The organism is Streptomyces sp. SAI-135 (assembly GCF_029893805.1).
Taxonomy (GTDB): domain Bacteria; phylum Actinomycetota; class Actinomycetes; order Streptomycetales; family Streptomycetaceae; genus Streptomyces.
In genome coordinates, this window is record NZ_JARXYP010000002.1 from 8,651,546 (window position 1) to 8,676,362 (window position 24,817).

Sequence of the window (24,817 nt, forward strand, 5' to 3'; positions counted from 1 at the left end):
CCCTGGTGGCCGCGAAACCGCCGCCCCTGGATAGGATCACCGCATGGCCCTGACTCTCAGCGACGTAGACCGGTTCGAGGCGGCCAGGCCGCGTCTGGAGGCCATCGCCTACCGGATGCTGGGCTCGTCGAGTGAGGCGCAGGACATCGTGCAGGAGACCTATCTGCGCTGGCAGGCCGCCGACATCGCCCGCATCGAGGTGCCGGAGGCCTGGCTGACCAAGGTGCTCACCAACCTCTGCCTCAACCAGCTCTCGTCCGGCCGCGCGCGCCGCGAGACCTATGTCGGCCAGTGGCTGCCCGAACCACTGCTCGAAGGGGACCCGATGCTGGGCCCGGCGGAGACGGCCGAGCAGCGCGAGTCGGTGTCCTACGCCGTGATGGTCCTGCTGGAACGGCTCTCGCCGAACGAGCGCGCGGTGTATGTGCTGCGCGAGGCGTTCGCGTACTCCCACCGGGAGATCGCGGAGATGCTGGATCTGACCGAGGCGGCCAGCCAGCAGATCTTCCATCGTGCGAAGAAGCATGTGGCGCACGGCAGGGCACGGGCCGAGATCGACGCGGCGGCCGCACGCCGGATCGTGGAGGAGTTCCTCGCCGCGGCGACCAGCGGTGAGACCGAGCCCTTGATCAAGCTGCTCACGTCGGACGCCGTCGTGGTCGGCGACGGCGGCGGAAAGGTGCCGGCGCGGGCCAGTGCCGTCGAGGGCGCACTCGCGGTGGCCAAGTTCCTGCGCGGCCTGTTCAAGCCCGCCCCGGCCAAGCGGGAACTGGCCGGTGGTTCACCCGATCTCTACGCCACCACGGCCAACGGCGGCCCCGCGGTCCTCGCGGTGGTCGACGGGCGGGTCTTCGGCATCATGTGCCTGGAGCGGACGGAGGACGGCGTCGTCGCGGTGCGCAGCCAGGTCAACCCGGACAAGCTGGAGCGCGCGACCCAGCGCTGGGCGGCAGGCGATTTCGGCCCTCCGGTGGTGACCGGAGCCCTCTGATCCGCCGTGTGACGCAGGTCACTCCCTCCTTCTGTCATGGATCCGTGTGCTGTCCGGTTCAAGGGGCGTGACCGGGCCAGAAGGCACCGGAACCGTGCGGACAGGAGTAAGCGAATGCAGCACCGGATCATCGTCCTCGGCGCCGGCTATTCCGGAGCGATCGCGGCAGGCCGCCTCGCCAAGCGGCTGCGCCGCGAGGACGTCACCATCACCCTCGTCAACGCCGAGCCCGACTTCGTCGAGCGGGTCCGGATGCACCAACTGGCCGTGGGCCAGGAGCTCAAGCCCCGCCCGCTCGCGGAGATGTTCGCCGGCACGGGCGTAGAGGTGAAGCTCGCCAAGGTCACGTCGATCGACGTGGACGCCAAGTCGGTCACGGTGCAGAGCGCGGAGAGCACGGCGGAACTCCCGTACGACACCCTCGTCTACGCCCTCGGCAGCGCCGGGAACGACCACGGTGTCCCCGGCGTCACCGAGCACGCGCACCAGATCGCGAGCCGCCCCGGCGCGCTCCGGCTGCGCGAGCGCCTGGCCTCCATGGCACAGGGCGAGACGGTCCTCGTCGTAGGAGGCGGACTGACCGGCCTGGAGTTCGCGACGGAGGTGGCCGAGGCCCGCCCGGACCTCGACATCGCCCTTGCCGCGCGCGGCGGACTCGGCGACTGGCTCTCCGCGAAGGGCCGTGCGCACCTGCGCAAGGTCGTCGACCGGCTCGGCATCACCGTGCACGAGGGCGCCGAGGTGACAGCGGTCGAGGCGGACCGGGTCCTGACCGCGGACGGCCGGACCTTCCCGGCGGCGACCACCGTCTGGACGACAGGCTTCGCCGTACACCCGCTGGCCGCGTCCACCAGCCTCGAACTCGCGGACGACGGCCGCATCGTGGTCGACGCGACGATGCGATCGGTCTCGCACCCGGACGTGTACGCGATCGGCGACGCCGGCTACGCCCTGGGTGTCGGGGACAAGCCACTGCGCATGTCCTGCGCCTCGGGCACCCCGATGGCCTGGCAGGCCGCCGACTCCCTCGCGGCCCGTCTGACCGGCGGCAAGCTGCCGAAGGCCCCGCTGCGCTACTTCAACCAGTGCGTCTCCCTCGGCCGCAAGGACGGCCTGATCCAGTTCGTCACCGCCGGCGACCAGGCCGTGGACCGGGCCCTCACCGGCCGCTTGGCGGCCCGCTACAAGGAAGTGGTCTGCCGGGGCGCGGCGTGGGGCGTGGCCAACCCGACGCTGGGCGCGCCGGCGCGGCGGCGGCGGGTGGTGTCGAGCCGCGAGGTGTCGCAGGCGGCGGCACAGGTGACGGCGTGAGGCACGAAACGCGTTGCCGCGCGACTCGGAAGACCCGGAACGCCCCGGTGTCCTCCGCGCCGCGCGGCGACCGCGTCGCAGCCACGCACAGGCACCGAGAACCTCGGCTTCGACGCGTTCTCACGCTGCGACCCGTACCTGAGGACTCTGCCCGGCGGTCGCTGTCACGTGCCGGGACGCCGAGTGGTGGGACCGCCCTCGGCCGCGCGACCGCACGCGACAAATCCCGCGACGCCGACGGCCGTCCCCGGGATACTGGGCGCCCATGGACGAGGTCGAAGTCGTCGTGGCCCATTCCGAGCGCGCGACCCTGCGCGTCGGGGACGTGTTCCTGAAGGTCGACGCCGATCAGGAGCGCCTCGACGTCGAGGTCGCGGCGATGGCCCTGGCACCGGTTCCGACCCCTGAGGTCCTGTGGCGCAAGCCGCCCGCGCTCGCGATTGCGGCGGTCCCGGGGACGGCACTCGGCTGTCTCGGCGAACCGTCGACCGCGTCAGCGCAAGCCTGGGCCGCGGCGGGCGCCGCCATCCGGACGCTGCACGACGCGCCGCTGCCGCCCTGGCCCGCCCGGGGAAGGAACCTCGACGAGTTGACCGCCGAGCTCGACCGCGAGTGCGAGTGGCTCATGACGAACGGCGCTCTGCCCGCCGACCTCGTCACCCGCAACCGCCAGGTCGCCGAGGCCGCGCTCCGGCCCTGGACGCCGAGGTTCACACACGGGGACCTGCAGATCACGCACATGTTCGTCGATGACGACGACGAGGTCAGCGGCGTCATCGACTGGTCCGAGGCCGGCCCGGGTGATGCCCTGTTCGACCTCGCCGTCCTGACCCTCGGACACGAGGAGCGCCTCGGCGAGGTCCTCGTCGGCTACGGCACCGACGTCGACCTCGACGTGATCCGCGCGTGGTGGTCGTTGCGAAGCCTGCTGGCGATCAGGTGGCTCGTCGAGCACGGCTTCGACCCCTTCGCACCGGGCTGTGAGGTCGATGTGCTGAAAGCCCGGATGTGAGGCTGTGCGGGCGGCGATGATCGGTGGGGGTGTCCAGCGGTGAGGGGAGATTCGTGGAGCGGAGCGAAGACCAGATCTTGGCCGAGGAGCTCGCTGCTCTTGGTGCGGTGAGCGGGGGGAGCGGTGGCTTGGTCCGAGTGGTGGCCAAGCTCTTGAGAAAGGACGTCCATGAGATCGACCTGGTCGCTCCCTTGCCGTTCGACGCTGTCGTGAAACGTGTCTCCCATGTGCTCGGCAGCGCGGGCCGTGCGGTCGAAACCGCGTCGGCCGGCACCGGCGAGGAGGAGACGATCCGTGTTGTGGTGGGCGGAGGGGCCGGCGGCCTGAATCCGGTGGTGGTGACCGCGCGCGTGCTCAAGGCCGCTGAGGACAGCACCGAGATCTGGCTCCGTGCAGCCGCCAAAGAGGGCCTGATCAGGCAGCGGGCAGGAGAGAAGACCGCCGTTCGGCTCGCCGCACTGCTGGGCGAAGAAGTTGGATCGGAGCGGTGAAATGCCCAGTTGTGCAGAAGAGTTGTCGCCGTCCGTCCGCCGGAAGGAGAGCAGACCGTCGCGTCCGGCGATGTCATGGCGCTCCTGCACCAGGGCGGCGCCTGACGGAGGTGTACCCCGGGTGGGCCGAAACCGGCACGGCCCGCCGGCGCGATGCCGACGGGCTGTGACCGGACACAGTGTGATGGCTGGTGCAAGGTGCTTCAGCTGATGAAGGAGCCCGGGGCGCAGGCGGTCGAGGTCACCCAGGCGTGCGACTCGATGCTGTTGTTCATGTTCACGTTGTTGGTGTAGTGGTTCCGGCTGAGGTCGTCCACGTACTTCTCGCCCGGCAGGAGGCAGCCGTACGAGGTGTCGTTGTAGTTCGAGAGCCAGTAGAAGGCCACGACGTCCTTGCCCCCGACGAACCCGCTGTTCATGACGGACGAGGCGCGGTTCACGTCGGTGCCCTGGAAGGGGCCGGCGCCGTCGCCCCACTCGGGGTCGTTGCCGGGCGTGACGCCGAGGAGTTCGCCGCCGCAGTCGGTGCCGTCCCAGGCGCGGACGTTGCCGTCGCGGCCGTGCGCGTTCCAGTTGGCGTTGCAGCCGGGGCCGGCGTGGGCGGTGGCCGGGATGGCGATGCCGAGGGCCGCGAGGCCGAGGGTGGCGAGGGAGACGGTCAGCTTGCGCATGACGAATTCCTGTTCTGCTTACGCCTCGTGGGAGGCGTGGGCGGGATAGGTGGGGTGACGATCCGCGAGCGTCGTCGCGGGGTCAGTCCGTGACGCGGGGCCACGGAAGTCAGGGTGGGTGGGGCCCGGATCAGGTGCGGGCGGGCACCATGCGCTCGGCGCGCGTGAGGGCGTACCGCTGCATCTGCAGGTGGGCGTCGAGGGCGTCGCCGTACTTCGCGGCCAGTTCGCCGACGTAGTGGGCCTCGCGCCGCTCGCCGATCGAGCGGAGGGAGACGGAGCGGGCGCAGGTGGCGTCGGCGACCGCGATCCGGGCCTCGTCAGCGAAGGACCTGGCCTCCTCGGCCCTGGTCTGCTCCGCGCTGCGCTCGCGTGTGGAACGGCGTGCCGCGTCGGGGTCGGGGAAGGGGTGGCCCGCCTTGCTCATACAGCGGGACCAGGCGGCCACCGCGCCCTTGAACTCCTTGTCGCGCAGCAACTTGCTCACGTACAGGGGGCGCAGGTTGTTGACGGTCACTTCGGAGCGGAACCATGCCTGCGGGTCGCCGTACAGCGTCTGCTGGGCCTGGCGTGCGCAGCCGCCGGACTGCTTGGTGATCGTGCCGCCGGACGGCGTCCGCGACTTCAGCAGTACGGCGTCCCGGCCGCCGTCCATCGCGATGTCGAAGGCCTGCCGGCGGGAACGGGAAAGGGACGCGCGGTAGGCGATGTTGGGGTTGTGGAGTCGGGCGCGCTCTTCCTTCGCGCCGATCCGGCTGCCGTAGCCGTGGCTGCGCGCCCAGTCGACGTCGTCCTGGACGTAGCCGATCGGCCGGCTCTCCTCCAGGCTGAGCGGCTTCTCCTCCCAGTAGCGGAAACCCTGCTTCCTCATGCAGAGCGTGATCAGGTGCTGCTCGGCGTCGGAGATCCGCAGATCCTGGGCGTAGGTGAGCTTCTCGCCCGTGGTAGTGGCCTTGGCCCTCGCGGTGGGCGAGGCGCTGTGGCCGGTGCCCGTGTCCGCCGTGCATCCGGTCAGGACGAGCGAGACCAGCGCGGCGATCGCGCCCGCGGTGGTGGTCGCGCGTCGCGTGCTGCGTCCACGCGGTACCACCGTCCGGCGTGGGGCGTCGGTGCGCTTCATCGGCATGCTCCCGGTGCGAGGTCCAACTGGCTTGCTCTTACGTGCCGTTGACGCCCGGGAGGACACATCCGTATGCCCCTCAAACCGAGTTTCTTTCCTCCCTCCGACGGTCATACGAGTCCGACCCGCGAACCGTCTTCACTGCACGCCCAGAGTCTTGCTCCGGTGGCGGAAGCGCAGGCGGGAGATGGTCGGCAGGGGAGCAGTTCAGGTCTGAGCGGAGCTGTCTCAGTGAGGTTCAGGTGGTGCCATCGGTGCGAGCGGCTGCTCAGCGACAAAACCGAGTCGACGTCGGTCCGTGCGGTAGCCGATCATGCGTTCATGCCCCTGAGTGAGACCCTTGCCCGAGTCGATGCGGACCTGGCCGCCGGCCGGGTTCCCGTCGCACGCCAGCGTTTGCGCGGTCTCGTCTCGTCCTTCCCGTACGACCTGACGCTCCGCCGACGTCTGGCCGAGGTGTACCGGCTCTACGGCGACGCCGCCGAGGCCGGACGCTGGATGTACCTGGAAGAAGACCGCAACGCCGACGAGACCGCTGCCTTCGAGGCGCGGTACGAGTCCCCCGGGCGGCGGATGCGGGCCCTCGCCTGGCGCGGCCCCGAGGCCATGGCTGCCACCGTCTTTGCGGAGAGGCAGTTGGTCGCGGTGCGGACAGCCTGCGCCGAGAAGCTGGGGCAGCCCGTCGACTGGGACGACCCCGCCTTCTGCCGGGACGGCCTGGAGGAGCACGAGGCCTCCTCCGAGCCGTGGTCGGTCGGCGGTGTCCTGGCGGGCGTCGGCTGCCTGGTGGGGACCCTTGCGTTCCTCGCGATCTGGGTGAACGGAGTCGTTGCTCTCTTCGACTGACTCAGGTACCCGGGCCGGTGAGGGGCGCCGCGCAAGGTTCGGCGCCGGGCTGCTCACCGGTCCGTCGCGCATCAGGGCAGGCGGGCGTGTTCGGCCCGGCTGGCAGCGATCCGCTCACGAGCGAGCGCACGGGCCCGCTTGGTGTCGCCGGTGAGTCGGGCGAGGATCTTCGCGAGCGGCCTGATCTGGCCCCAGCCGCCCCAGTGGCCGTCGGGGATCTCGGTGGGGAACACCCAGATCCGGCCGGGGTCACGCGGCCAGGCGCCGTTCTCCGCATCGAGGATCGCCTCGGTGACCTCGGCGATGACGTTCGCACGCTTCTGCTCGTCGAGCTGGCCCTCGGGGACGGACGGGACGACCTTGTAGCGAGGTGCGTCCGCGGCTTCTCCGCCGACGTAGATGCCGGCCGGTCGGTGCAGCCAGAGCCAGGAGACGGAACGGCTCACCGGGTCGGCGGGGTCGAATCCCTCGTTGCGGACGAGGATCTCGGTGATGCGGTCCAGCAGCGCCGCCTCGGCGTCCGGCTGGAGCGCGCCGTCGGGAATGTACACGTCGAGCATGGGCACGATCGATCTCCTTGGTGAGTTTAGTTCTTCAACTCAGGCCGGAAGCTACGAGGTCTGAGTACAGCTTGTAAACCCAGGTGGGTACACTCGTCCCATGGAGACGCGGCGAATCGACCCGGTGAACTGCTCGGTGGCGCGCGCCCTCTCGCTGGTGGGGGAGCGCTGGTCGCTGCTGATCGTCCGTGAAGCGCTGGACGGCGCGCGCCGGTTCGGAGAGTTCCACTCCCGCCTCGGGATCGCCAGGAATCTCCTGGCGACTCGGCTCGAGACCTTGGTGACCGCGGGAGTGATGCAGCGCGTGCCCTATCAGGAGCCCGGGGACCGGCAGCGTTTCGCCTACGAACTCACCGAGCAGGGCCGGGCGTTGCGGCCCACGCTCGTGGCGCTTCTGGAATGGGGCGACACGTATCTCGCCGACCCGCAGGGGCCGTCGGTCGTCGTCCGGCACCGGCCGGTCGACGACGCGAGTTCCTGCGACGAGCCGGTCAAGGTCGTCCTCGAGTGCGCTGCCGGGCACAGCCACCTCGCCCCGGAAGACGTCCGCCGCACACCCGGACCGGGAGCGCGCTTCGTGGAAAGCTCCTGAGCTTCCAGGATCGTGCTCAGCACCTCATGGTGACCGGCAGGTCAAAGCCCCGGCTGGACGGGGGGAGGCCAGCCGGGGCCGTGGGTGGTGGCGTGCGGAGGGCGGTCGCCTCTCGGCGGGGTGCTCCATGGGGCTTCAGCCGAACGATCGTCCCCATGGGCGGAGGGTGAGGCCCGGGGACACTGTCCCCTCCGCCAGCCACATACAGATGAACGGTCAACCGTTGCGCGGTGTTCCCGCCCTCTGCCCCGGCCGGGGTGAGCTGTGGCACACGCGTGGCGGCGGTCAGTCGGTGAAGTCGGCGACCAGTGCGGCGAATTCGTCCGGGGTGGCCAGGCGGATCCCGAGGTCTTCGGCCTTGGCACGCTTGGATCCCGCGCCCTCTCCGGCCACGACCAGGGTGGTCCTCTTGGAGACGCTGGAGGAGGAGCGACCGCCGGCGCGTTCGATGAGTTCGTTCATCTGGTTGCGGCTGAGTTTCTCCAGCACACCGGTCATCGCGCCGGTGACCACGACCGTCATGCCGGCCAGTGGCCCTGCTGTCACAAACGTGTCGTCGGAAGGGGCGCCGGTGTCATCGGCCGCGGTGGGCGGCGGGGTCGCGCCAGGTTCGGTCATGTTCACTCCCGCCGCGGCGAGTTTGTCGATGAGCGGCGCGAGTTCGGCGAGTTCGGCGACGATCGACGGAGCCTTTTCCGTGCCGATGCCCTCGACCTGCTGCATCGCCTCGGCGTCGGCGGACCGAATGGTGTCCATGGTGGCGAAATGGCGGGCGATGCGGCGGGACATGGAACGCCCGGTGCCGCGGACCCCGAGCGCGCACAGGACACGCGACAGCGGCCGGCCCTTGGCCGTGGCGATCGCCGCGAGCAGGTTGTCGGTGCTGGTCTCGCCCATCCGCTCCAGCGCCAGGAGTCGGTCACGGGTGAGGGTGAACAGGTCGGCGAGATCGGTCACCAGGCCGGCCTCGACGAGCTGCACGACGCGGGTGGCGCCCAGGCCCTCGATGTCGAGCTGATCGCGGCCGGCAGCGTAGGACAGGGAGGCGACCAGGTGGCAGTTACGGCCCTGCTCGCACCGCCAGCGCTCCTGGCTGGTGTCGATGCCGGAACCGCAGCGCGGGCACACCTCGGGGAACACGATCGGTTGCTCGTCGCCGGTGCGCAGGTGGGCGACCGGGGCCTCGATCCGCGGGATCACATCACCGGCCCGATGAACCATGACGTGGTCGCCCAGACGCAGGTCACGGCGGGTGATGTCGGCCGGGTTGTGCAGAGTGGCGTAAGTGATGGTGGCGCCCTCGATCTCCACCGGCTCCAGGACGCCGCGGGGCGCGATGATCCCGGTACGGCCCACGTTCCACTCCACCTCGACCAGGCGGGTGATCTTCTCCACGGCGGGAAGCTTGTAGGCGATCGCCCAGCGGGGCGCACGGGACCCGGATCCCGCGGCCTGCTGGTCGGCGGCCAGGTCCGCCTTGATGACGATGCCGTCGATCCCGAAGGGCAGCCCGGCGCGCAGCGCGGCGATCTCCCGCACCCTTTCCAGGACCTCCTCCGCGGATGTGGCGACGGTGCCGGGGACCGCGGTGGCGGCAGGGGTGTGCACCCCCAGCGACGCGGCCAGGTCCATCAGGTCGCTGTGCGCGAGCCCGTCCAGCCGCTCGGCGAGCTCCGCGTCGGTGCCGGGCAGGGGCAACAGGCCGTAGCCGAAGAACGTCATCGCCACCGTGTACGCGCGGTCCCTGGCCCGCAGCGAGCCCGCGGACGCCCCTCGCGGATTGGCGAACGGCTGCCCGCCGTGGGCGGTGCGCACTTCGTTGGCGTGCTCGAACTGGGCTGTCGTCATGAGTACTTCGCCGCGCACCTCCACGGTGACCGGCTCGGGCAGCTTCTCGGGCAAGCCCTCGATGGTGCCGATCGCGTGCGAGACGTCCTCCCCGGCGATGCCGTCGCCGCGGGTGATCAGACGCGTCAGCCGGCCGTGGGTGTACCGGGCCGCGACGGCGAGTCCGTCGAGCTTCGGCTCGACACTGAACCGGGTGACGGTGTGGCCCACTCTGCGGGCGAGCGAGTCGGTCCAGGCCGTGAACTCCTCCGGCGAGAACACGTTGTCCAGACTGAGCATCACCACCGTGTGCGGCACATCGCCCTCGACCGCGCCCCCGGCGACCTTGCCCGTGGGGGAGTGCGGCAGCACCTGGTCGGGATGGGCGGCCTCCCACTCGGCGATGCCGCGCACCAGCCGGTCGTAGGCGTCGTCATCCAGCGGGGAGGTGCCGCCCTCGTAGTAGGCGGCCGCGGCCTGGACCGCGTCCTCGACCGCCTGCGCGTAGGCAGCGGCATCCAGGATCTGCGCAACGGGTGTCGTCATGCCCGCCATCTTGGCGGTCACCACTGACAACGCCCCCGCGACGCCTCTGCGGAACGGACGGAACCGCTGCGGTGCGGTCGATGCGCGGACAGCGCGGACGGGTGCACGGGCGAGGGCTGTGGATGCCGATGGCGTCCGACCGCGGGGCGACCGGCCTCGCCTCACGCGTCGGACCGTGTCCGTCCTACTGCGCGCCTTTGCGTGCGGTAGTCGTAGTACGCCCACGCCACCACCGCCACACAGGCGGTGAGTCCGACGGCCACGATGCGTACGGCCCCGCTGGTCAGGGCGGCGGCCAGTCCGGTGAGTCCCGCGCCGCACCCCATCAGCACACGGCTGACCAACCGCTGCTTGGGCGGTTGCGGGTCCTCCCGGTCCTTGAGGTCGTGCACGGCGTCACGAGCCGGATGTGCGGATCCGCGCCGGACACGTGCCCGGTATGTCAGCCCGTAAGTGATCAGTGCGTACAGCGCGAGAGCGCCGAGCACCCACAGCCAGGCGTACGGGTCGTCACTCGCTCCTCGTGCCAGATGCATGACGCCTGTCCTCCACAGGGGGCCTCAACGGCGAGCGGATCTCAACTTCGGTTGTCTTCAGCGGCGTTGGCGGCATCGGGGTCGGACGGGCGGAAGCACGCCGTCACCGTCTTGCCGTGCCGTTGGCACCTCGTTCCCCACTCGTCGGCGAGCTTGCGCACGATGGACACCCCGCGGCCGGAGACCGCGCCCTGCTCGGGTTCGCGCTGTTGCGGCAGCGAGGGGTCCTCGTCGTGCACGCTCACCTGGAGACAGTCGCCGTCCCAGGTCAGGACCAGGTGTGCGTCGCTGTGCGCGTGGACGTGCGCATTGGTGATCAGCTCGGACACCGCCAGCACGATGGCGTCCACCGTGTCCGGTTCGGCAGCGGTCCACGGCAGGGACTCCAGACGCCTGCGGGTCCACTCCCGGCCGACGCGCACTCCTTCGGACATGGGGAACGAGTGCGCCCACCCCATCGCCTTCACCGCCACGGTCCGACTTCCTCTCCTTGACCCACCGAACGTCGCATGCACGCTCCGTGTACCCGGCCCCCGACTCAACAGGCCTGACGATGCCCGGGGCGATCACGGCGTTCGGGGAACGCCAGTACTGTGACGTCGCATGACCGACACCGAGATCGAGATCACCGAGGACCTGGTCCGCGAGCTGCTTCGGGAACAGCACCCGGACCTCGCGGGGCTGGCGATCCGCGAGGTGGTGGGTGGATGGGGCAACCAGATGTGGCGCCTCGGGGACGAGTTGGCCGTGCGCATGCAGCGTATGGACCCCACCCCGGAGCTGCAGCTGAAGGAGCGGCGGTGGCTCCCCGTCCTGGCCCCGCGCCTGCCCCTCCCGGTACCGACCCCGGTCCGGTTCGGCGAGCCTTCCGAGCGCTTCCCCAAGCACTGGACCGTGATGACGTGGGTTCCCGGCGAGCCGCTGGACCACGGCTCGATCAGCCGCGGCGATCACGCCGCCGACACCCTGGCGTGGTTCCTCCGGGCGCTCCACGTGGAGGCGCCCGCCGATGCTCCCGTCGCTGCGGACCGGGGTGCCCATCCCAGGAACTGCACTGCCGGTTTCGAGAACTTCCTGCGGGCCGTTGCCCCCGGCGACATCGCCGCCGACGCCCGCGCCGTCTGGGACGACGCCGTCGCGGCCGAGGCCTGGGAGGGCCCGCAGGTGTGGGTGCACGGCGACCTCCATCCCGCCAACGTCGTCGTCGCGGCCGGAACACTCGCGGGCGTCGTCGACTTCGGTGACATGTTCGCCGGTGATCCTGCGTGGGACCTCGCCGCCGCATGGGTGCTGCTGCCCGACGGCGCGGCCGCACGGTTCTTCGACACCTACGCGCTCGCGGGCGAGGCGACGATCCGTCGTGCCCGCGGACTGGCCGTCATGAAGAGCCTTTTCCTGATGCTCATGGGGCAGAACGGGGACCGGGGCCTTCCCGGCGGCAAGCCGCACTGGGGACCCGCGGGCCGCGCCGCACTCGAGCGTGTGGTGAAAGGCGGACCGCTTCAGAGGGACCTGGCCCTCTGAAGCGGGTGCGGTCTACCAGCCGACGGCCACCAGGAGCCACTGCGGGTCGGCGTGGGAGACGAACGAGGACTGACCCGCGACGTCGTCGTACGGGAAGCCGTAGGCAAGGCGGTTGATGGCGTTGTCGTGCCAGAACTTGGCGTAGTGGTTCGCCGGTGCCGCCTTGTAGTACTGCGCCGGGTCGGACTGCTGGGAGGCGGGCAGGGTGGCGACATGGCGGTTGAGGGCGGCGCACATGTCCGGGTTGCCCGCCAGGGATGCGGCGCAGCCGAAGATGTCGGAGGTGGCCGCGTTCACGCCCACCGACTGGGCGTACGCGGTGAAGTAGTCGGCGTTCGCGCCGCCCGCGCGGAAGCTCGGGTCACTGCCGGGCGCGATGATCCGGTAGGGGGCCTGGGTCTGGGCCAGCACCTTGAACTCGTTCGGCACGGCGTCGGTGAAGCGCTGGAAGGTGGTGGCGCGGTCCTCGGCGAAGGTCTGCCGGTTCTCGCCGACCTCGACGTCGTAACCGTCCTTCGTGTGCAGGCGCATGGCCAGCTTGAGACCGAAGGCGTCGACCCGGGTGGTGTTTCCGTTGAAGACGTTGTTGCCGACGGTGAACTCGATGAAGTCGTAGTAGGGGCCGTCGGGTGAGCCGAGGTGGAAGTACATGCGGCCGGCGGAGTTGGCGGGCATGTCGAGGTAGGGCTGCTCGGCGATGGAGTGCGTCTGGCCGTTGAAGGTCCAGTACACCTGGCTGTCGGGGTACTTGCCGTTGGTGCGGTTGAGGATCTTCACCTCGACGGCGTTGTTCGCCGGGGGGATGTCGGAGGTGCTCCCCCAGAAGTCGTCGGGCGGGGTGGTGCCGCCGGGGCCGTAGACCTGGAACTCCCACAGGGAGTAGCCGTACGGGGTGCCGCGCGCGGTGCCGTAGAGGCGGACGTAGCGTCCGCTGCCGGAGACGGTGATGCTCTGGGTGCCGCCGGTGGCGGTGGTGGTGGAGTGGACGGTGGTCCAGGTGGTGGCGTCGGTGGAGGTCTGGATCTGGAAGGCGGTCGCGTAGGCGGCCTCCCAGTTGAGGCTGACGCGGCTGAGCTGCTGGACGGAGCCGAGGTCGACGCGTATCCACTGCGGGTCGGAGAAGGCGGAGGACCAGCGGGTGCCGGCGTTGCCGTCCACGGCCGCGTCGGCGGGTGTTCCGGCGTTCTCGGTCGACGAGGCGGCGACCGGTCTGCCTTGGGACAGCAACTGCTCCGCGGCGTGCGCGGGGGCGGGTGCCAGGGTGGTGAAGAACGCGGCGATCAGGGCGATGACCATGCCGAGCGCCGCGTGTGAGCGTGCTGCGCGGGCCGGGGGACTGCTGGTGGGGGTGCTGACGGCGATCCTCTGCATGTGGGTCTCCTCAAGCCGGGACGGCATGCGGGGGGATGGAGAAACAGCAGATGTGAGAGCGCTCTCTCGCCGAGGAGTGTTGAGGGCATGTCATCAAGATGTCAAGGGATCCGGCGGGAGTTGGGCCGCAAAGATTTCAACTTCCGAAGGCTTGCCGCCACTTGGAAATCATGAGTTAAATCAAGACATGAACTAAGCGTCGCAGCGGCGAACGCACCATGTCCCAGGTCCCTGCCGCCGACGCTTCCCGCACTTTCCCGACGCACCCGCAGGAACCCTCATGAGACTCAGATCCCTGGGTGTCGCGCTGGCCGCCACGGCAGCGCTGATCACCCTGCCCACCACCCAACTCCCGGCGACAGCAGCCGCGTCCGCCGACACGAACCTGTCCCAGGGCAGGACGGCCACGTCCTCCACCACCGAGAACTCCGGCACTCCCGCGAGCGCGGCGGTGGACGGCAACACCGGCACCCGGTGGGCCTCGGCCTTCTCCGACGACCAGTGGCTGCAGGTCGACCTCGGAGCCACCGCCACCATCAACCAGGTCGTCATCAACTGGGAGACCGCCTACGGCAAGGACTACAAGATCCAGGCCTCGAACGACGGCAGCACATGGACCGATCTGCGCTCGGTCACCGGCGGGGACGGCGGAACCGACACCCTCGACGTCTCCGGCCAAGGCCGTTACGTACGGCTCCAGGGCGTCCACCGTGCCACCCAATGGGGTTACTCCACATGGGAGTTCCAGGTCTTCGGCACCACGGGCGGCGGCAGCGGCCCGATCCAGGGCGGCGGTGACCTGGGCCCGAACGTGATCGTCGTGGACCCGTCCACCCCCAACCTCCAGCAGAAGTTCGACCAGGTCTTCGCCCAGCAGGAGTCGGCGCAGTTCGGCGCGGGTCGCTACCAGTTCCTGCTCAAGCCGGGCACCTACAACGGGATCAACGCCCAACTCGGCTTCTACACCTCGATCTCGGGCCTCGGACTGAACCCCGACGACACCCAGATCAACGGTGACGTCACCGTCGACGCGGGCTGGTTCAACGGCAACGCCACTCAGAACTTCTGGCGTTCGGCGGAGAACCTCGCCATCAGGCCCTCCAACGGCACCGACCGCTGGGCCGTGGCACAGGCCGCGCCCTTCCGCCGCATGCACATCCAGGGCGGCCTCAACCTGGCTCCCAACGGCTACGGTTGGGCCTCCGGCGGCTACATCGCCGACTCGAAGATCGACGGCACCGTCGGCCCGTACTCCCAGCAGCAGTGGTACACCCGCGAAAGCTCCGTCGGGGGCTGGACCAACGGCGTGTGGAACATGACGTTCACCGGTGTGCAGGGCGCGCCCGCGACCAACTTCGACTCGGGCCCGTACACCACCCTCGACACGACGCCCATCTCCCGCGAGAAGCCCTTCCTCTACCTCGACGGCAACACCTACAAGGTGTTCGTGCCCGCCAAGCGCACCAACGCGCGCGGCGTGTCCTGGCCGGCGAACGCGGGCACCTCGCTTGCGCTGGACCAGTTCTACGTCGTCAAGCCGGGCGCCACCGCCGCCACCATCAACCAGGCGCTGGCCCAGGGGCTCAACCTGCTGTTCACCCCCGGGGTCTACCACCTCGACCGGACCATCGACGTGACGCGGCCCGGCACGGTGGTGCTCGGACTGGGCCTGGCCACGATCGTGCCGGACAACGGCGTCGACGCCATGCACGTGGCCGACGTCAACGGCGTACGCCTCGCCGGTTTCCTCATCGACGCCGGTCGCACCAACTCCGACACCCTGCTGCGCATCGGTGAGCCCGGCGCCTCCGCCGACCACTCGGCCGACCCCACCACCATGCAGGACGTCTTCATCCGGATCGGCGGAGCGGGTCCCGGACTCGCGACCAACTCCGTGGTCGTCAACAGTGACGACGTCGTCATCGACCACACCTGGCTCTGGCGCGCCGACCACGGCGACGGCGTCGGCTGGGACACCAACCGCGCCGACTACGGGCTGAAGGTCAACGGCGACGACGTCCTGGCCACCGGGCTGTTCGTAGAACACTTCAACAAGTACGACGTGCTGTGGAGCGGCGAACGCGGCCGCACGATCTTCTTCCAGAACGAGAAGGCCTACGACGCCCCGAACGCCGCCGCCATCTCCCACGACGGCATCGTCGGCTACGCGGCCTACAAGGTCGCCGACACGGTGACGCAGCACGAGGCGTGGGGCCTGGGCAGCTACTGCAACTACACCTCGGACCCCACCATCGTGCAGCACCACGGCTTCCAGGTGCCCGTCAGATCCGGCATCAAGATGCATGACCTGCTGGTGATCTCGCTCGGCGGCAAGGGCCAGTACGCCCACGTCGTCAACGACACCGGTGCGCCTACGTCGGGCACGGACACGGTGCCCTCGAAGGTCACACAGTTCCCGTAACCGGCACGGGGACACCGCCCGCAGCCGGAGGTCGCTGTCTGTACCTCTGGCTGCGGGCGGTATGCATGTGTCGGCTGAGCACCGCTGGTCACAGTCGAACGGATGGAGTGCGCTCCCAACGGGCCGCGGCCATCGCGGCCGTCGCGGCTTCGCGTACGGCCCGTACGGCCGGTCGGTCGCGATGCTCGGCCGGCCAGCCGAGGGCCGACACCGTCGGGGACAGATCCACCACGTCGACGTAGCGCACACCCGGTCGGGGAAAGAGCTCGCGGGCCGCCGCGGGCAGGAAGCACATCCCCTGTCCCGTGGCGACGGTGTGCAGCAACCCCTCCATGTCGGAGACGACGGGGCCGTAGCGCACCCGTCTGCCGTCCGGGCGTGGGTCCACCGCCCAGAAGTCCCACCACACACGGGGCACTTCAGGAGGGACGTCCACGAAGACCCGCTCGCCGAGGTCGGCGAGGGAGAGCTCGGGCTTTCGGGTCAGCGGGTCGTCGGCGGGCAGGCAGGCGATGCGCGGTTCGGTGGCCAGTTCCAGCAGTTCGACACCGGCGGGCACCGGGGGCCGGAGGAAGGCGACGTCGATGTCGCCGGCGAGCAGCCGGCCCAGGTGCTCGGCGAAACCGAGCGTTCGGATCTCCACCGTGAGCGCCGGATGCAGTGCACGCAGATGCTCGAGGACCGCGTGGGTGTAAGGCATGGCCGCCTCGGCGCCGACCGTCCCCACCACCACATGCGCGGAGAGCGTACGGGCCCACTGGCCGGCGCGGACGCGCAGGCGGCCCATCGCCTCCACCGTCGCCCGCGCCTCATCGACCAGGGAACGGCCCGCGTCGGTGAGCGAGACACTGCGGCTGTCGCGGACGAACAGCGCAATACCCAGCCTCTTCTCCAGCTCCTGGATCTGACGGCTGAGCGTCGGCTGGGTGATGTGCAACCGCGCGGCGGCCCTGCCGAAGTGCAACTCCTCGCCCAGGGCCAGAAAGAGCCGCAGTTGATGCAGGCTCGGCTCGGACGTTCCCTCCGGATCAGGCACCGCGCACGTCCTTAACCTGCGGCCATAGCGGCCTCTGCATCGATCGAGCCCATAATCTCATCACCGGCGCAACATTGAACCGATCTTTACCGTGCCACCCTGGAAAACCGCCGCACCGTCCGGACTGACCACCGGCACGGTCGGCGGTGGCAACGGGAATCGGGGGAGACACTGTGCTGCGTATTCACTTCACAGCCGCGGATCTGGCACGCGTTCACCTGGCGCGTGAACCGGACCCGGTGTGGGAGACCTTGCTGAGCCTGCACCAGCTGAGCGCGTCGAGGAGAGGCCTGCCCGCCTTCGCCCACTGGCGGCGCACCGCGCGGGCCGGACTGGCCGCGAAGGGACTGGCAGTACCAGCCAGGATGCTGTCCGTCCTTGCCCCGGCCTCGGCGGGCTACTGGCCCGACTTCCTGACCCCCGCCGCCTCGGCCGACGGTATGGAGGCCGCGGTGGAGGAGCTGCGCGCCACCCCCCGGTCACGGCTGCGCCGGGAACTGGGCCGGATGGCCGGCACCCACAGGCTGCCGCGCTGGGCGCACGATCTCGGTGCGGGCGAGCGGACGGCACTGGAGGAGGTCGCGACGGCGTTCCGGTTGGTGCACCGGACGATCGTGGCGCCGGACTGGGCCGGGACGGACCGGACCACCGACGCCGACCGGGCCCTGCGGACACGCACCCTGCGCGACCGCGGGGTGCACGGACTGCTGGACTCCTTCCGGCCGCTGATGGTCTGGCGTCCTCCCGTACTCCACGTGCGCTACCCGGAGGACCGGGATCTGCACCTCGGCGGCCGCGGGATCCGGCTGATCCCCTCGCACTTCTGCTGGAACACACCCATCGCGCTGGCCGACCCCACCCTGCCCCAGGTGCTCGCCTACCCCGTCGACCACGCCGCGAGCTGGGTGCCGCAGGTCACCCGTGACCGGCGCGCCGAGGCCCTGGCCACCCTGATCGGCCGGACCCGCGCCCGGGTACTGGTCTGCGTGGGCACGGCCGCGACCACCGGGGAGATCGCCCGGCGTTTGGGCATCTCGGCTTCGTCGGCGAGCGAACACGTGGCCGCTCTCAGGGCGGTGGACCTCGCTCACAGCCGACGCGACGGCACCTGTGTCGTCCACTCCCTGACCCCACTGGGCGCCGCCCTGCTCAGCGGCGACCTGCCGACGCAGCGGCAGGCGGCCCCGGCCGACTCCGCATCCCTGCATCTGGCCGTCGGACGGTGACGGCCACGCGCGGTCGATGACAGGCCGGTGGGCGCTCAGGAGCGGAAGGTCCGCAGGATGTGCAAGTACGTTCTGCCCGTGTCAGTGATCGTGAAGTGATCTCTGACGTCTCCGGAGTCGCCCATGCCGGAGAACGACCTGCCCGGCTTGCGCGCGATCAGACCCACCCCGGCCAGGCGCCGTAGCTCGGTGTCCAGGTAGGGGCGCGTGTAACTGCGGTCGTAGGGGAGTGGTGTGTCGTCCGCGAGGTTCTGCAGGTGGCGCAGTTCCTCGGCGGGAATGAGGTGCTCGAAGAGGAACTTCATGCGGTCGAGCTCGTCCTGCTGGGTGTCCTGGGTCCGTTTGATCTCTCGCAGCACGAATCCGCCGGCCGCCGTGTCCACGCTGGCGAGGACCGTTGACATCCAGGGGATCAGAGCGAGCAGGAGCAGCGCGGCGGCGGTGATGTCCACCCGATCCGGAGCAAGCAGTTTGAGTGTCAACACCGCGAGGGCGGCGACGGAGATCATCAGGCGGATGGGCAGGTCGCGTGGTGGCGGTTGAGCGGACACCGTGCCTCCGGTCTGTGCCTGGGGTTTGTCACAGGCCTTCACGGTGCTCGGGAGGGGATGACGAGGCAAGGGGGCCGGTCTGTCCGAGGCCCCCGCGTCGTCAGGCCGGCGGATCCTCGCGGAGCCGACGTAGGTCCTCCTCCATCTCCGCGTCCCCACTGAGCCGGTACAGCTCCCGGATCCGCAACTCCTCCTGATCCAGTGCCGTCTCGTACGCGGTGTCCGCCCGGGCGGCGACGTCGTCGGTGTACGCGGCGAGGTCACCCCGGACCATGCGCTCCATGATGCCGAGCCGGTCGGCGAGGCGGGCCAGGCCGAACTTGGTTTCGGCGGCGTGCAGACGCCGTTCGAAGGAGTCCAGGGTGCGTTGCAGGTCCGCGCGAGCTTCCTGGAGAAGGGCCTCGAAAGCGCGGCACACCCGGACGACCTCCGCCGCCTCCTTCACCCCGGCCTCCCACGCCTCCCTGTCCGCGCGTAGTCGGCGAGCTCTGCGGAGGGCGTCCACGGCCCCCGGCGGCAGGTCGGCAACTGTGCTGCCCGCCCTGGCGAAGGGCGTCACGAGCCGCTGCAGTTCCCGCTCGGACTCCGACGCTCTGGCGATGCGCCGGGTGAGGCGATTGCGTTCGAACGTCCCCTCGATGAGACGCCCCTTCAACTCGTCTTCCATTGCGTCCAGTTGGGCGATGACTCCGCGGGCCTGCGCCGGGCCGCCCGGATCGCCGCGATTCACCCCCTGAAGGAAGTGCACCAGACGCTCGGCGACTCCCAGCACCTCCTCCACCCGTGCCGGGAGATCGCTCTTCCTGTCCGTCATCGCTCTTGCGCCCCCTCAAAATCGCCGTTCGTCGCCCTGGGACAGTTGCCGGATGGCATCGGCCAAGGCGTGCAGATCCTGTTCGACCGCAGGTACACCACCCCCATGCACGCGTTGTTCCATCACGGCGACCGCCAGGCTGTCGCGCAAGGAGGACGCCGCGGAACAGACCAAGCCCAACTGCCAGGTCTGTGCTTCCAGACGCCTTCGTATCTCCGCGTCCAACGCCTGCCAGTCGGAGCCGAAGATCCGTACGAGCGAGACCTGCTTGACCGCCAGGGCGCTGAGTTCCGCGATGGCCGCTTCCACGGTCGCCCGTACCCGGTCCGTGATGTCCCTGTGCACCCCGGCCGCCTCCGCCACCCCGGCGTTGTCGGTCAGCGCTGCCAACCACTCGGCCGTACGGAGAAGCGGGTCGCGCACCGGCCAGGCCGGCAGGTACCCGACGACTTCGCGCATGCGCTGCGGATCACCCTGCCGCGTCATCCGGGCGAGTTCGACACCCACCTGGGCGGGATCGCCGAAACGCGCCACCCGAGCCGCCTCCGCCTGGGCCACCTCCCTCTTCCGCTTCTCCTCCTTCTTGTCGCTGGCGTACGCCCAGACACAGAAGATGACGAAACCGATGAACAGCAGTTCCACGGACACCCCCACGCCCGCCCCCGGCGGCCTCCGCCATGGTGGCACCGGGCTGCCGGCGGCACCATGCGAGTCCGTCCCCAGCCCGCGTGAATGCGCCCATGCGCCCTCCCCGCGCGCCGTGCGTCCATGGGACGCTCGCCCGATGCACACCAGTCGCCATTGCTCCATGGACAGCGGCGCGTGGACGGATCTCATCAGCAACGCCACGATGCTCACCACAGAGGAACGGGACGACCCCCGCCCATGGCTGGGCGAACTGCCCGGCGGGGCACGCCATGTGGCCGCTTGCGTCCACGAGTCGACACACCACTGGTGCTTCAACTCCATCGTGGGCAACGCCCTCTTCGCCCTGGCCGCCCGGGCCGAGAGCAACGCGCAGATGTACCTGCTGCGCCGAATAGCCACACCGGATCGCGATCACTCCGCAGAACTCGACGCCGTGGGCGAGGCGTTGGGCGAGGTGGTCGAGGAGCAGGGCGGACGGGGACGTGCCGGCACCCCGCTGTCCGACGAAGAGAACGACGTCACTCCGTGGCTGATCCTCGACGACGTCGTACGACTTCACGTCACCGTCCGCCTGCTGAGGCCGCTCGCCGAAGGGCTGGCCCTCTTCGCGGAACACGACGCGGTACCCCGGTTGAACAGCCGGGTCGGCAGCCACCTTGCCAAGGACCTGGCCTTCTACTTCAAGGGCCTGACCGCCCTGCCGTCCGGAAATCTGGTCATCGAGCCGTTCGCCACGCTCGCGGCGGCCGGCAATGTCCTGCGCGAGACCAGGCTCAGTCCGGACGGCCTGGCGTCGAAGGCCAGTCTCCTGGCTCAGCCGCTGAGTTCGAGGGCCCAGGGCTACCTGCCCGGCTACCTTGCCGTCAAGAGCATCTGGTGGCACCTGAGCCGCCAGGACACCAGACTCGCCACCGAGACCGATCTCGTGCTCACCTATCTTCGCAGCTACTTCTACGAGGACCCCGAGCTCGTCGCTCTCCTGCTCGGACCTCCCCAGGCTGATCCGGTCGTGAGCGCCAACGGCATCAAGGACCACCTGGCCCGCAGACTCGCCGACATCGAGCTGGTCACCGCCGACGACGTGACGGAGTTCGAGGACTCGGTCCTGCAGTTCGTGCAGAGCGGTATCCCGAAACCCGGCAGGGGAATCCGTACCGATCGCGACAGCTGGAGCCGCACCGATCCCCCTGTTCCTCGAGACCGTGCGCGCCCAGGACGAGGACGACCGGCGCGAGCTCCTGGGCGAGAACATCACACACACCATGAAGAGGCTGTTGCTCAGCGTCTGGAACCGCCGGTCTCACCTCACCGTCTCCTCCGTCCCGGTGACCCTGCGCGTGCTCGGACGGGGCACAGGCGCGGAGGTCGTATGGCGTGAGGAGCTCCTGTACCTCGCGGACGCCTCCGACCTCACGTCTCACCCCGCCCCCGGTACGTACGAGGGACGACTGGAAATCATCCTGACCACGGCCATGACGGGTCAGGACCTCATGTGCCGAGGTGCGTTCGTCACCGTGCGGGGCCAGGTGGTCGCCTGCACCATGAACCGGAGTGCATCCGACGAACTGCGGCGGAAGATGCTCGAACTGCATCAGGAACGTGAGGAACTGGTGACCGCCGGCAAGCGGCTGTCGGCCTTCACGGAGGTCGTGGTCGACCACACGCTGGGCCTGAAGCAGTTGTTGAACCACATCATGCGGAACACCGACGAGATCACGGACCTCCTGTACCGCGAAACGGCCCTGTGGCCCACCCGTGAGCCCGAACTACGCCAGGCATGTGCACGGCTGATGGAGCATCAGGGCCTTTTCCCCTTGCTCGGTGACGTCACACTGCTCAATTCCCTGGCTCTCCTCGGCCTCGCCACCGGCCTGTACACCGACCGTGAGCGCGTGTCCGAAGAGTTCACCGCCAGGGGCCTCGACCTGGAACAGACGCTCGGTCAACTGGACGCCTGCTGGAACACGCACGGTTATCCACCGCCAGTGCCCCGAACCGCTGACCGGTTGCTCTGCCTCATCTGAGGGGGCCGACCGGACACGCCGGCTGCTTCGAAGAAAGGCCGTGACATGCCTCCCACCGACTCCGCGTCCGACAGCCAGGCTCCTGGCGGAGGCCCGGCCATCGAACTCGACGGGCTCTGGCTCGTCGAGTTCCTGGAACTTTCCGGGGCACTGCCGCCCGGCACCATTGACCAGCGGCCGCCCCGCGAGGACGACGGCCGCACGCACGGGGACCTGGGGACCGTCGTCGCCGTGGTCACCCTCACCTCCGCCGTACTGCAATCTCTCACCGCATGGCTCCAGGCGCGCCAGACACGTCAGCGCCCCGAACAGCGGGCGACCGCGCCGAACCAGGGCTACGCCCTCGAACGCCGCCCCGACGGCACGATCGTCCTCAGCCTGCCCCGTCTCGACGGCACGGGCGGACCGTCCTCGGGGGTCCCGCTCGAAGAACTCCGGGCGCAGTTGGAGCGCTTCCTTCAAGACTTGGACGGCGCTTCCTGACAGGTGGGGCAGGGCCCCTGTCGTGGGCGGGCGAGGTGTCGGAGGGCAGGCCGGGAGGGGCCGGACTCAATGGCGTCAGCCCAGGTGCCGGGCGAAGAACCGCAGCGTGCTGTCCGTCTCGAACGCCGGGACGTCACCGTGCCTGCCGGGGTTGGCGTGCAGCGTCTTGTCGGTCGAGGCGAAGGCGTCGAACAGTGCCAGGCTCTGGGGGCGTGGCACTCGTTCGTCGTCCCACTGCATGAGGAACTCGACCGGGACGGTGATCCGGGCGGCGGCCGCGGCCGGGACCTCAGCGCCTCCCAGGCCCAGGACCGCCGCCCGGACCCGGGAATCGGCGGCGACAAGCGGAACACCGATCACGCAGCCCAGGGACAGACCCCAGTAACCGACCGGCCCGAGGCCGACGTGACCGAGCTTCTGGACCGCGCCGAGCACTGCCTGCCATTCGGGCACGATCTGGCCCGCAACGAGCGCCTGGAAGTCGGCGATCAGCGGAGCCAGTTCTCCACCGGCGCCGAGCCGCACCTCGTACTCGGTCGCGATCCGGGTGAACTCCTGATGGTCCGGCCGGTCACCGTGGCTGGGCGCGTCCACGGCCACCACAGCGAAACCGCACTCGGTCACGAAGCGGCGCGCACGCCCGACGATGTCAGGGGACCTCTTGTGCTGACCGCCGCCGTGCCCCATGGCAATCAGCGGACGGACTCCGTCGGCATCTCGTGGGGTCCAGAGCACGCCAGGGACGTCGCCGAGGAGGAAGTGCTCTTCAACGACGCCCTCGGACGACGTCTGAGAGGTGAAGCGCATGGCGTTTCGGGCCTTTCGGAATGCCTGCGGAGGCCTCTTCGATCAGGACTCGACCAGCACGAGTATGTCGTCGGGGGATCTTGAGGGCACGAGCAGCCCATGGCAGGCTCATGCCGCATGATCGATGATGTCGCGAAGGACAACCTGCTCGGGAGACTGCGGCGGGACCGCACGGCGCTGCTCTGGAAGCTCGACGGCCTGTCCGAGTACGACGCCCGCCGACCTCTGACAGCGACCGGGACCAACCTCCTCGGCCTGGTCAAACACGTGGCCAGCGTCGAGGCCCGCTATTTCGGCGAGGTCTTCGGCCGGCCGTCCCCGGAACCGCTGCCCCGATGGCAGGACCATGATGGCAGCGACCTGTGGGCGACCGAGAACGAGACCCGCGAGCAGATCATCGGGTTCTACCGGCGCACGTGGGAACACTCGGACGCGACGATCGACGAACTTCCCCTCGACGCACCCGGCCACGTGCCGTGGTGGCCGGAACCCCGTCCCAACACGAACCTGTTCGACGTCATGGTCCATGTCCTCGGCGAGACCATCCGGCATGCCGGACACGCCGACATCCTGCGTGAGGGTCTCGACGGCCGGACCGGGATGCGCCCCGAACACGAGCAGCGGATCGACGAGGAAGCCCGCGAGGCCTACTGCGCGAAGATCGAGCGGGCCGCACGGTTGGCTGCACCGATCAAGGCGTAGGGGTTGTCGCACCGGTCGGCGGCACGGGCCGTTCAGCGCGTGCTCGTGACAGCCGCCGGCCCCTGGACTGCGTCGATCACCCTGTCTGCCACCTCGTCCAGCGTCCTCGACGCGTCGAGCACCGTCGCGCCGAGGCCTTCGTAGAGTCCCGGCATGAGGGGGTTCCATTTCAGCGCTGCCGCGAGTTCTTCGGGGTGTCGGCCGAATGTGTTCGTGGTGCGGGTCGCGAGCCGGTGGCGGAGGGTATCCTCGTCGATGACCAGGCACACGACGAGGTCGAAAAGATCGAGGACGTCTGCCTCGTTCTCCGCCGAGCCGCACAGGAACGCGATGCGTCCCCGGGACTCCTCGGCGAGGGCCTCGACGCGCTCACGGACGATCATCCAGCCGTACCGGTCCAGCCAGCCCTGTGGCACCGGATCCGGGGGACTCGTCACAACCTCTCCGCCGACGCGGTCGATCCAACGGCTGAAGCCGTCTCCGTCGGCGTCGAGCGCAAGGTAGCCACGCGCTCGCAATACCTCGCACACCGTGGATTTGCCGGACCCTGAATTGCCCGTCACCCACACCAAAGTCACGGGACCAGCGTAGGGCGAGGAGATGACGTCCGGCTCAGCCTTTTCTCCTCGTGCTGACACACGACGGTGTTGTCGGGCCCGCGTGGGAGGCACGGCGCTGGCCGACCACCTACGTGCTGGTGCACGGT

Annotated in this window: 26 protein-coding genes; 13 read left to right on the top strand and 13 right to left on the bottom strand. The window is 69.7% G+C overall.

What is annotated here, in order from left to right:
* Window positions 1-43: 43 nt before the first annotated feature.
* From M2163_RS43700 to M2163_RS43715, 4 genes are all read left to right on the top strand, one after another.
* Entirely contained in the window at window positions 44-991 is a 948-nt protein-coding gene (locus M2163_RS43700) for an RNA polymerase sigma-70 factor (protein WP_280847307.1), read from the top strand.
* A gap of 114 nt (window positions 992-1,105) precedes the next feature.
* Window positions 1,106-2,302 carry an FAD-dependent oxidoreductase gene (locus M2163_RS43705; RefSeq protein ID WP_280896847.1) on the top strand — a complete coding sequence of 399 codons (1,197 nt, stop codon included), beginning with the start codon at window positions 1,106-1,108 and terminating at the stop codon, window positions 2,300-2,302.
* Window positions 2,303-2,567: 265 nt separating this feature from the next.
* Entirely contained in the window at window positions 2,568-3,314 is a 747-nt protein-coding gene (locus M2163_RS43710; protein WP_280896848.1) for a phosphotransferase, read from the top strand.
* A 53-nt stretch (window positions 3,315-3,367) separates the two neighbouring features.
* Window positions 3,368-3,805: a hypothetical protein gene (locus M2163_RS43715; RefSeq protein WP_280896849.1), complete on the top strand. Its 438-nt coding sequence runs from the start codon at window positions 3,368-3,370 to the stop codon at window positions 3,803-3,805.
* A 203-nt stretch (window positions 3,806-4,008) separates the two neighbouring features.
* On the opposite strand, the gene M2163_RS43720 is transcribed toward M2163_RS43715, so the two are convergent.
* Window positions 4,009-4,476, bottom strand: a complete 468-nt coding sequence (locus tag M2163_RS43720) for a hypothetical protein (protein ID WP_280847303.1) — start codon at window positions 4,474-4,476, stop codon at window positions 4,009-4,011.
* Window positions 4,477-4,606: 130 nt separating this feature from the next.
* The gene (locus M2163_RS43725; RefSeq protein ID WP_280896850.1) at window positions 4,607-5,596 is read right to left on the bottom strand and encodes a hypothetical protein; all 990 of its coding nucleotides are present in this window, start codon (window positions 5,594-5,596) and stop codon (window positions 4,607-4,609) included.
* A gap of 321 nt (window positions 5,597-5,917) precedes the next feature.
* Between M2163_RS43725 and M2163_RS43730 the strand changes: the two genes are divergently transcribed.
* Window positions 5,918-6,442 carry a DUF6584 family protein gene (locus tag M2163_RS43730; RefSeq protein WP_280896851.1) on the top strand — a complete coding sequence of 175 codons (525 nt, stop codon included), beginning with the start codon at window positions 5,918-5,920 and terminating at the stop codon, window positions 6,440-6,442.
* A 71-nt stretch (window positions 6,443-6,513) separates the two neighbouring features.
* Here M2163_RS43730 and M2163_RS43735 read toward each other — a convergent pair whose 3' ends face one another.
* Window positions 6,514-7,008: a hypothetical protein gene (locus M2163_RS43735; protein ID WP_280847300.1), complete on the bottom strand. Its 495-nt coding sequence runs from the start codon at window positions 7,006-7,008 to the stop codon at window positions 6,514-6,516.
* A gap of 94 nt (window positions 7,009-7,102) precedes the next feature.
* Between M2163_RS43735 and M2163_RS43740 the strand changes: the two genes are divergently transcribed.
* Window positions 7,103-7,594, top strand: a complete 492-nt coding sequence (locus M2163_RS43740) for a helix-turn-helix domain-containing protein (RefSeq protein WP_280896852.1) — start codon at window positions 7,103-7,105, stop codon at window positions 7,592-7,594.
* Window positions 7,595-7,879: 285 nt separating this feature from the next.
* Here M2163_RS43740 and ligA read toward each other — a convergent pair whose 3' ends face one another.
* The 3 genes from ligA to M2163_RS43755 all read right to left on the bottom strand — a co-directional run bounded on the left by ligA (window position 7,880) and on the right by M2163_RS43755 (window position 10,976).
* Window positions 7,880-9,967 carry an NAD-dependent DNA ligase LigA gene (gene ligA, locus M2163_RS43745; protein ID WP_280896853.1) on the bottom strand — a complete coding sequence of 696 codons (2,088 nt, stop codon included), beginning with the start codon at window positions 9,965-9,967 and terminating at the stop codon, window positions 7,880-7,882.
* Between the two features lie 161 nt (window positions 9,968-10,128).
* The gene (locus tag M2163_RS43750) at window positions 10,129-10,503 is read right to left on the bottom strand and encodes a hypothetical protein (RefSeq protein WP_280847297.1); all 375 of its coding nucleotides are present in this window, start codon (window positions 10,501-10,503) and stop codon (window positions 10,129-10,131) included.
* A gap of 41 nt (window positions 10,504-10,544) precedes the next feature.
* Window positions 10,545-10,976 (bottom strand): ATP-binding protein, encoded by a 432-nt coding sequence (locus M2163_RS43755; RefSeq protein ID WP_280847296.1) that lies wholly within the window; start codon window positions 10,974-10,976, stop codon window positions 10,545-10,547.
* A 130-nt stretch (window positions 10,977-11,106) separates the two neighbouring features.
* Between M2163_RS43755 and M2163_RS43760 the strand changes: the two genes are divergently transcribed.
* Window positions 11,107-12,027 (top strand): aminoglycoside phosphotransferase family protein, encoded by a 921-nt coding sequence (locus M2163_RS43760; RefSeq protein WP_280847295.1) that lies wholly within the window; start codon window positions 11,107-11,109, stop codon window positions 12,025-12,027.
* A 12-nt stretch (window positions 12,028-12,039) separates the two neighbouring features.
* Here the strand turns inward: M2163_RS43760 and M2163_RS43765 are convergent, their stop codons facing one another.
* Window positions 12,040-13,398, bottom strand: a complete 1,359-nt coding sequence (locus M2163_RS43765) for a beta-1,3-glucanase family protein (RefSeq protein ID WP_280896854.1) — start codon at window positions 13,396-13,398, stop codon at window positions 12,040-12,042.
* 280 nt (window positions 13,399-13,678) lie between these two features.
* Between M2163_RS43765 and M2163_RS43770 the strand changes: the two genes are divergently transcribed.
* Window positions 13,679-15,820, top strand: a complete 2,142-nt coding sequence (locus M2163_RS43770) for a discoidin domain-containing protein (RefSeq protein ID WP_280896855.1) — start codon at window positions 13,679-13,681, stop codon at window positions 15,818-15,820.
* A gap of 88 nt (window positions 15,821-15,908) precedes the next feature.
* Here the strand turns inward: M2163_RS43770 and M2163_RS43775 are convergent, their stop codons facing one another.
* Window positions 15,909-16,856, bottom strand: a complete 948-nt coding sequence (locus M2163_RS43775) for a LysR substrate-binding domain-containing protein (RefSeq protein ID WP_280896856.1) — start codon at window positions 16,854-16,856, stop codon at window positions 15,909-15,911.
* A gap of 173 nt (window positions 16,857-17,029) precedes the next feature.
* On the opposite strand from M2163_RS43775, the gene M2163_RS43780 reads away from it, so the two are divergent.
* Complete coding sequence (locus M2163_RS43780) at window positions 17,030-18,082, top strand: helix-turn-helix domain-containing protein (RefSeq protein WP_280896857.1); 1,053 nt, start codon at window positions 17,030-17,032, stop codon at window positions 18,080-18,082.
* A gap of 35 nt (window positions 18,083-18,117) precedes the next feature.
* Here the strand turns inward: M2163_RS43780 and M2163_RS43785 are convergent, their stop codons facing one another.
* The 3 genes from M2163_RS43785 to M2163_RS43795 all read right to left on the bottom strand — a co-directional run bounded on the left by M2163_RS43785 (window position 18,118) and on the right by M2163_RS43795 (window position 20,089).
* Window positions 18,118-18,633 (bottom strand): hypothetical protein, encoded by a 516-nt coding sequence (locus tag M2163_RS43785; protein ID WP_280847290.1) that lies wholly within the window; start codon window positions 18,631-18,633, stop codon window positions 18,118-18,120.
* A gap of 100 nt (window positions 18,634-18,733) precedes the next feature.
* Window positions 18,734-19,447: a hypothetical protein gene (locus M2163_RS43790; protein ID WP_280847289.1), complete on the bottom strand. Its 714-nt coding sequence runs from the start codon at window positions 19,445-19,447 to the stop codon at window positions 18,734-18,736.
* 15 nt (window positions 19,448-19,462) lie between these two features.
* On the bottom strand, window positions 19,463-20,089 hold the full coding sequence (locus M2163_RS43795) for a hypothetical protein (RefSeq protein ID WP_280896858.1): 627 nt from the start codon (window positions 20,087-20,089) through the stop codon (window positions 19,463-19,465).
* 142 nt (window positions 20,090-20,231) lie between these two features.
* Here M2163_RS43795 and M2163_RS43800 point away from each other — a divergent pair, with 142 nt between their 5' ends.
* The 3 genes from M2163_RS43800 to M2163_RS43810 are packed head-to-tail and all read left to right on the top strand — an operon-like array spanning window position 20,232 to window position 22,602.
* Window positions 20,232-21,473 carry a hypothetical protein gene (locus tag M2163_RS43800; protein WP_280896859.1) on the top strand — a complete coding sequence of 414 codons (1,242 nt, stop codon included), beginning with the start codon at window positions 20,232-20,234 and terminating at the stop codon, window positions 21,471-21,473.
* Window positions 21,421-22,119 (top strand): hypothetical protein, encoded by a 699-nt coding sequence (locus M2163_RS43805; RefSeq protein WP_280896860.1) that lies wholly within the window; start codon window positions 21,421-21,423, stop codon window positions 22,117-22,119. Before M2163_RS43800 ends, M2163_RS43805 begins: the two co-directional genes overlap by 53 nt.
* 45 nt (window positions 22,120-22,164) lie before the next feature.
* A complete protein-coding gene (locus M2163_RS43810) occupies window positions 22,165-22,602 on the top strand; it encodes a hypothetical protein (RefSeq protein ID WP_280896861.1) in 438 nt (145 codons plus the stop codon).
* A gap of 75 nt (window positions 22,603-22,677) precedes the next feature.
* On the opposite strand, the gene M2163_RS43815 is transcribed toward M2163_RS43810, so the two are convergent.
* On the bottom strand, window positions 22,678-23,409 hold the full coding sequence (locus M2163_RS43815) for an alpha/beta hydrolase (protein ID WP_280896862.1): 732 nt from the start codon (window positions 23,407-23,409) through the stop codon (window positions 22,678-22,680).
* A 117-nt stretch (window positions 23,410-23,526) separates the two neighbouring features.
* On the opposite strand from M2163_RS43815, the gene M2163_RS43820 reads away from it, so the two are divergent.
* A complete protein-coding gene (locus tag M2163_RS43820; protein ID WP_280896863.1) occupies window positions 23,527-24,111 on the top strand; it encodes a DinB family protein in 585 nt (194 codons plus the stop codon).
* A gap of 32 nt (window positions 24,112-24,143) precedes the next feature.
* On the opposite strand, the gene M2163_RS43825 is transcribed toward M2163_RS43820, so the two are convergent.
* Window positions 24,144-24,689 carry an AAA family ATPase gene (locus M2163_RS43825; RefSeq protein ID WP_280896864.1) on the bottom strand — a complete coding sequence of 182 codons (546 nt, stop codon included), beginning with the start codon at window positions 24,687-24,689 and terminating at the stop codon, window positions 24,144-24,146.
* Between the last annotated feature and the right edge of the window lie 128 nt (window positions 24,690-24,817).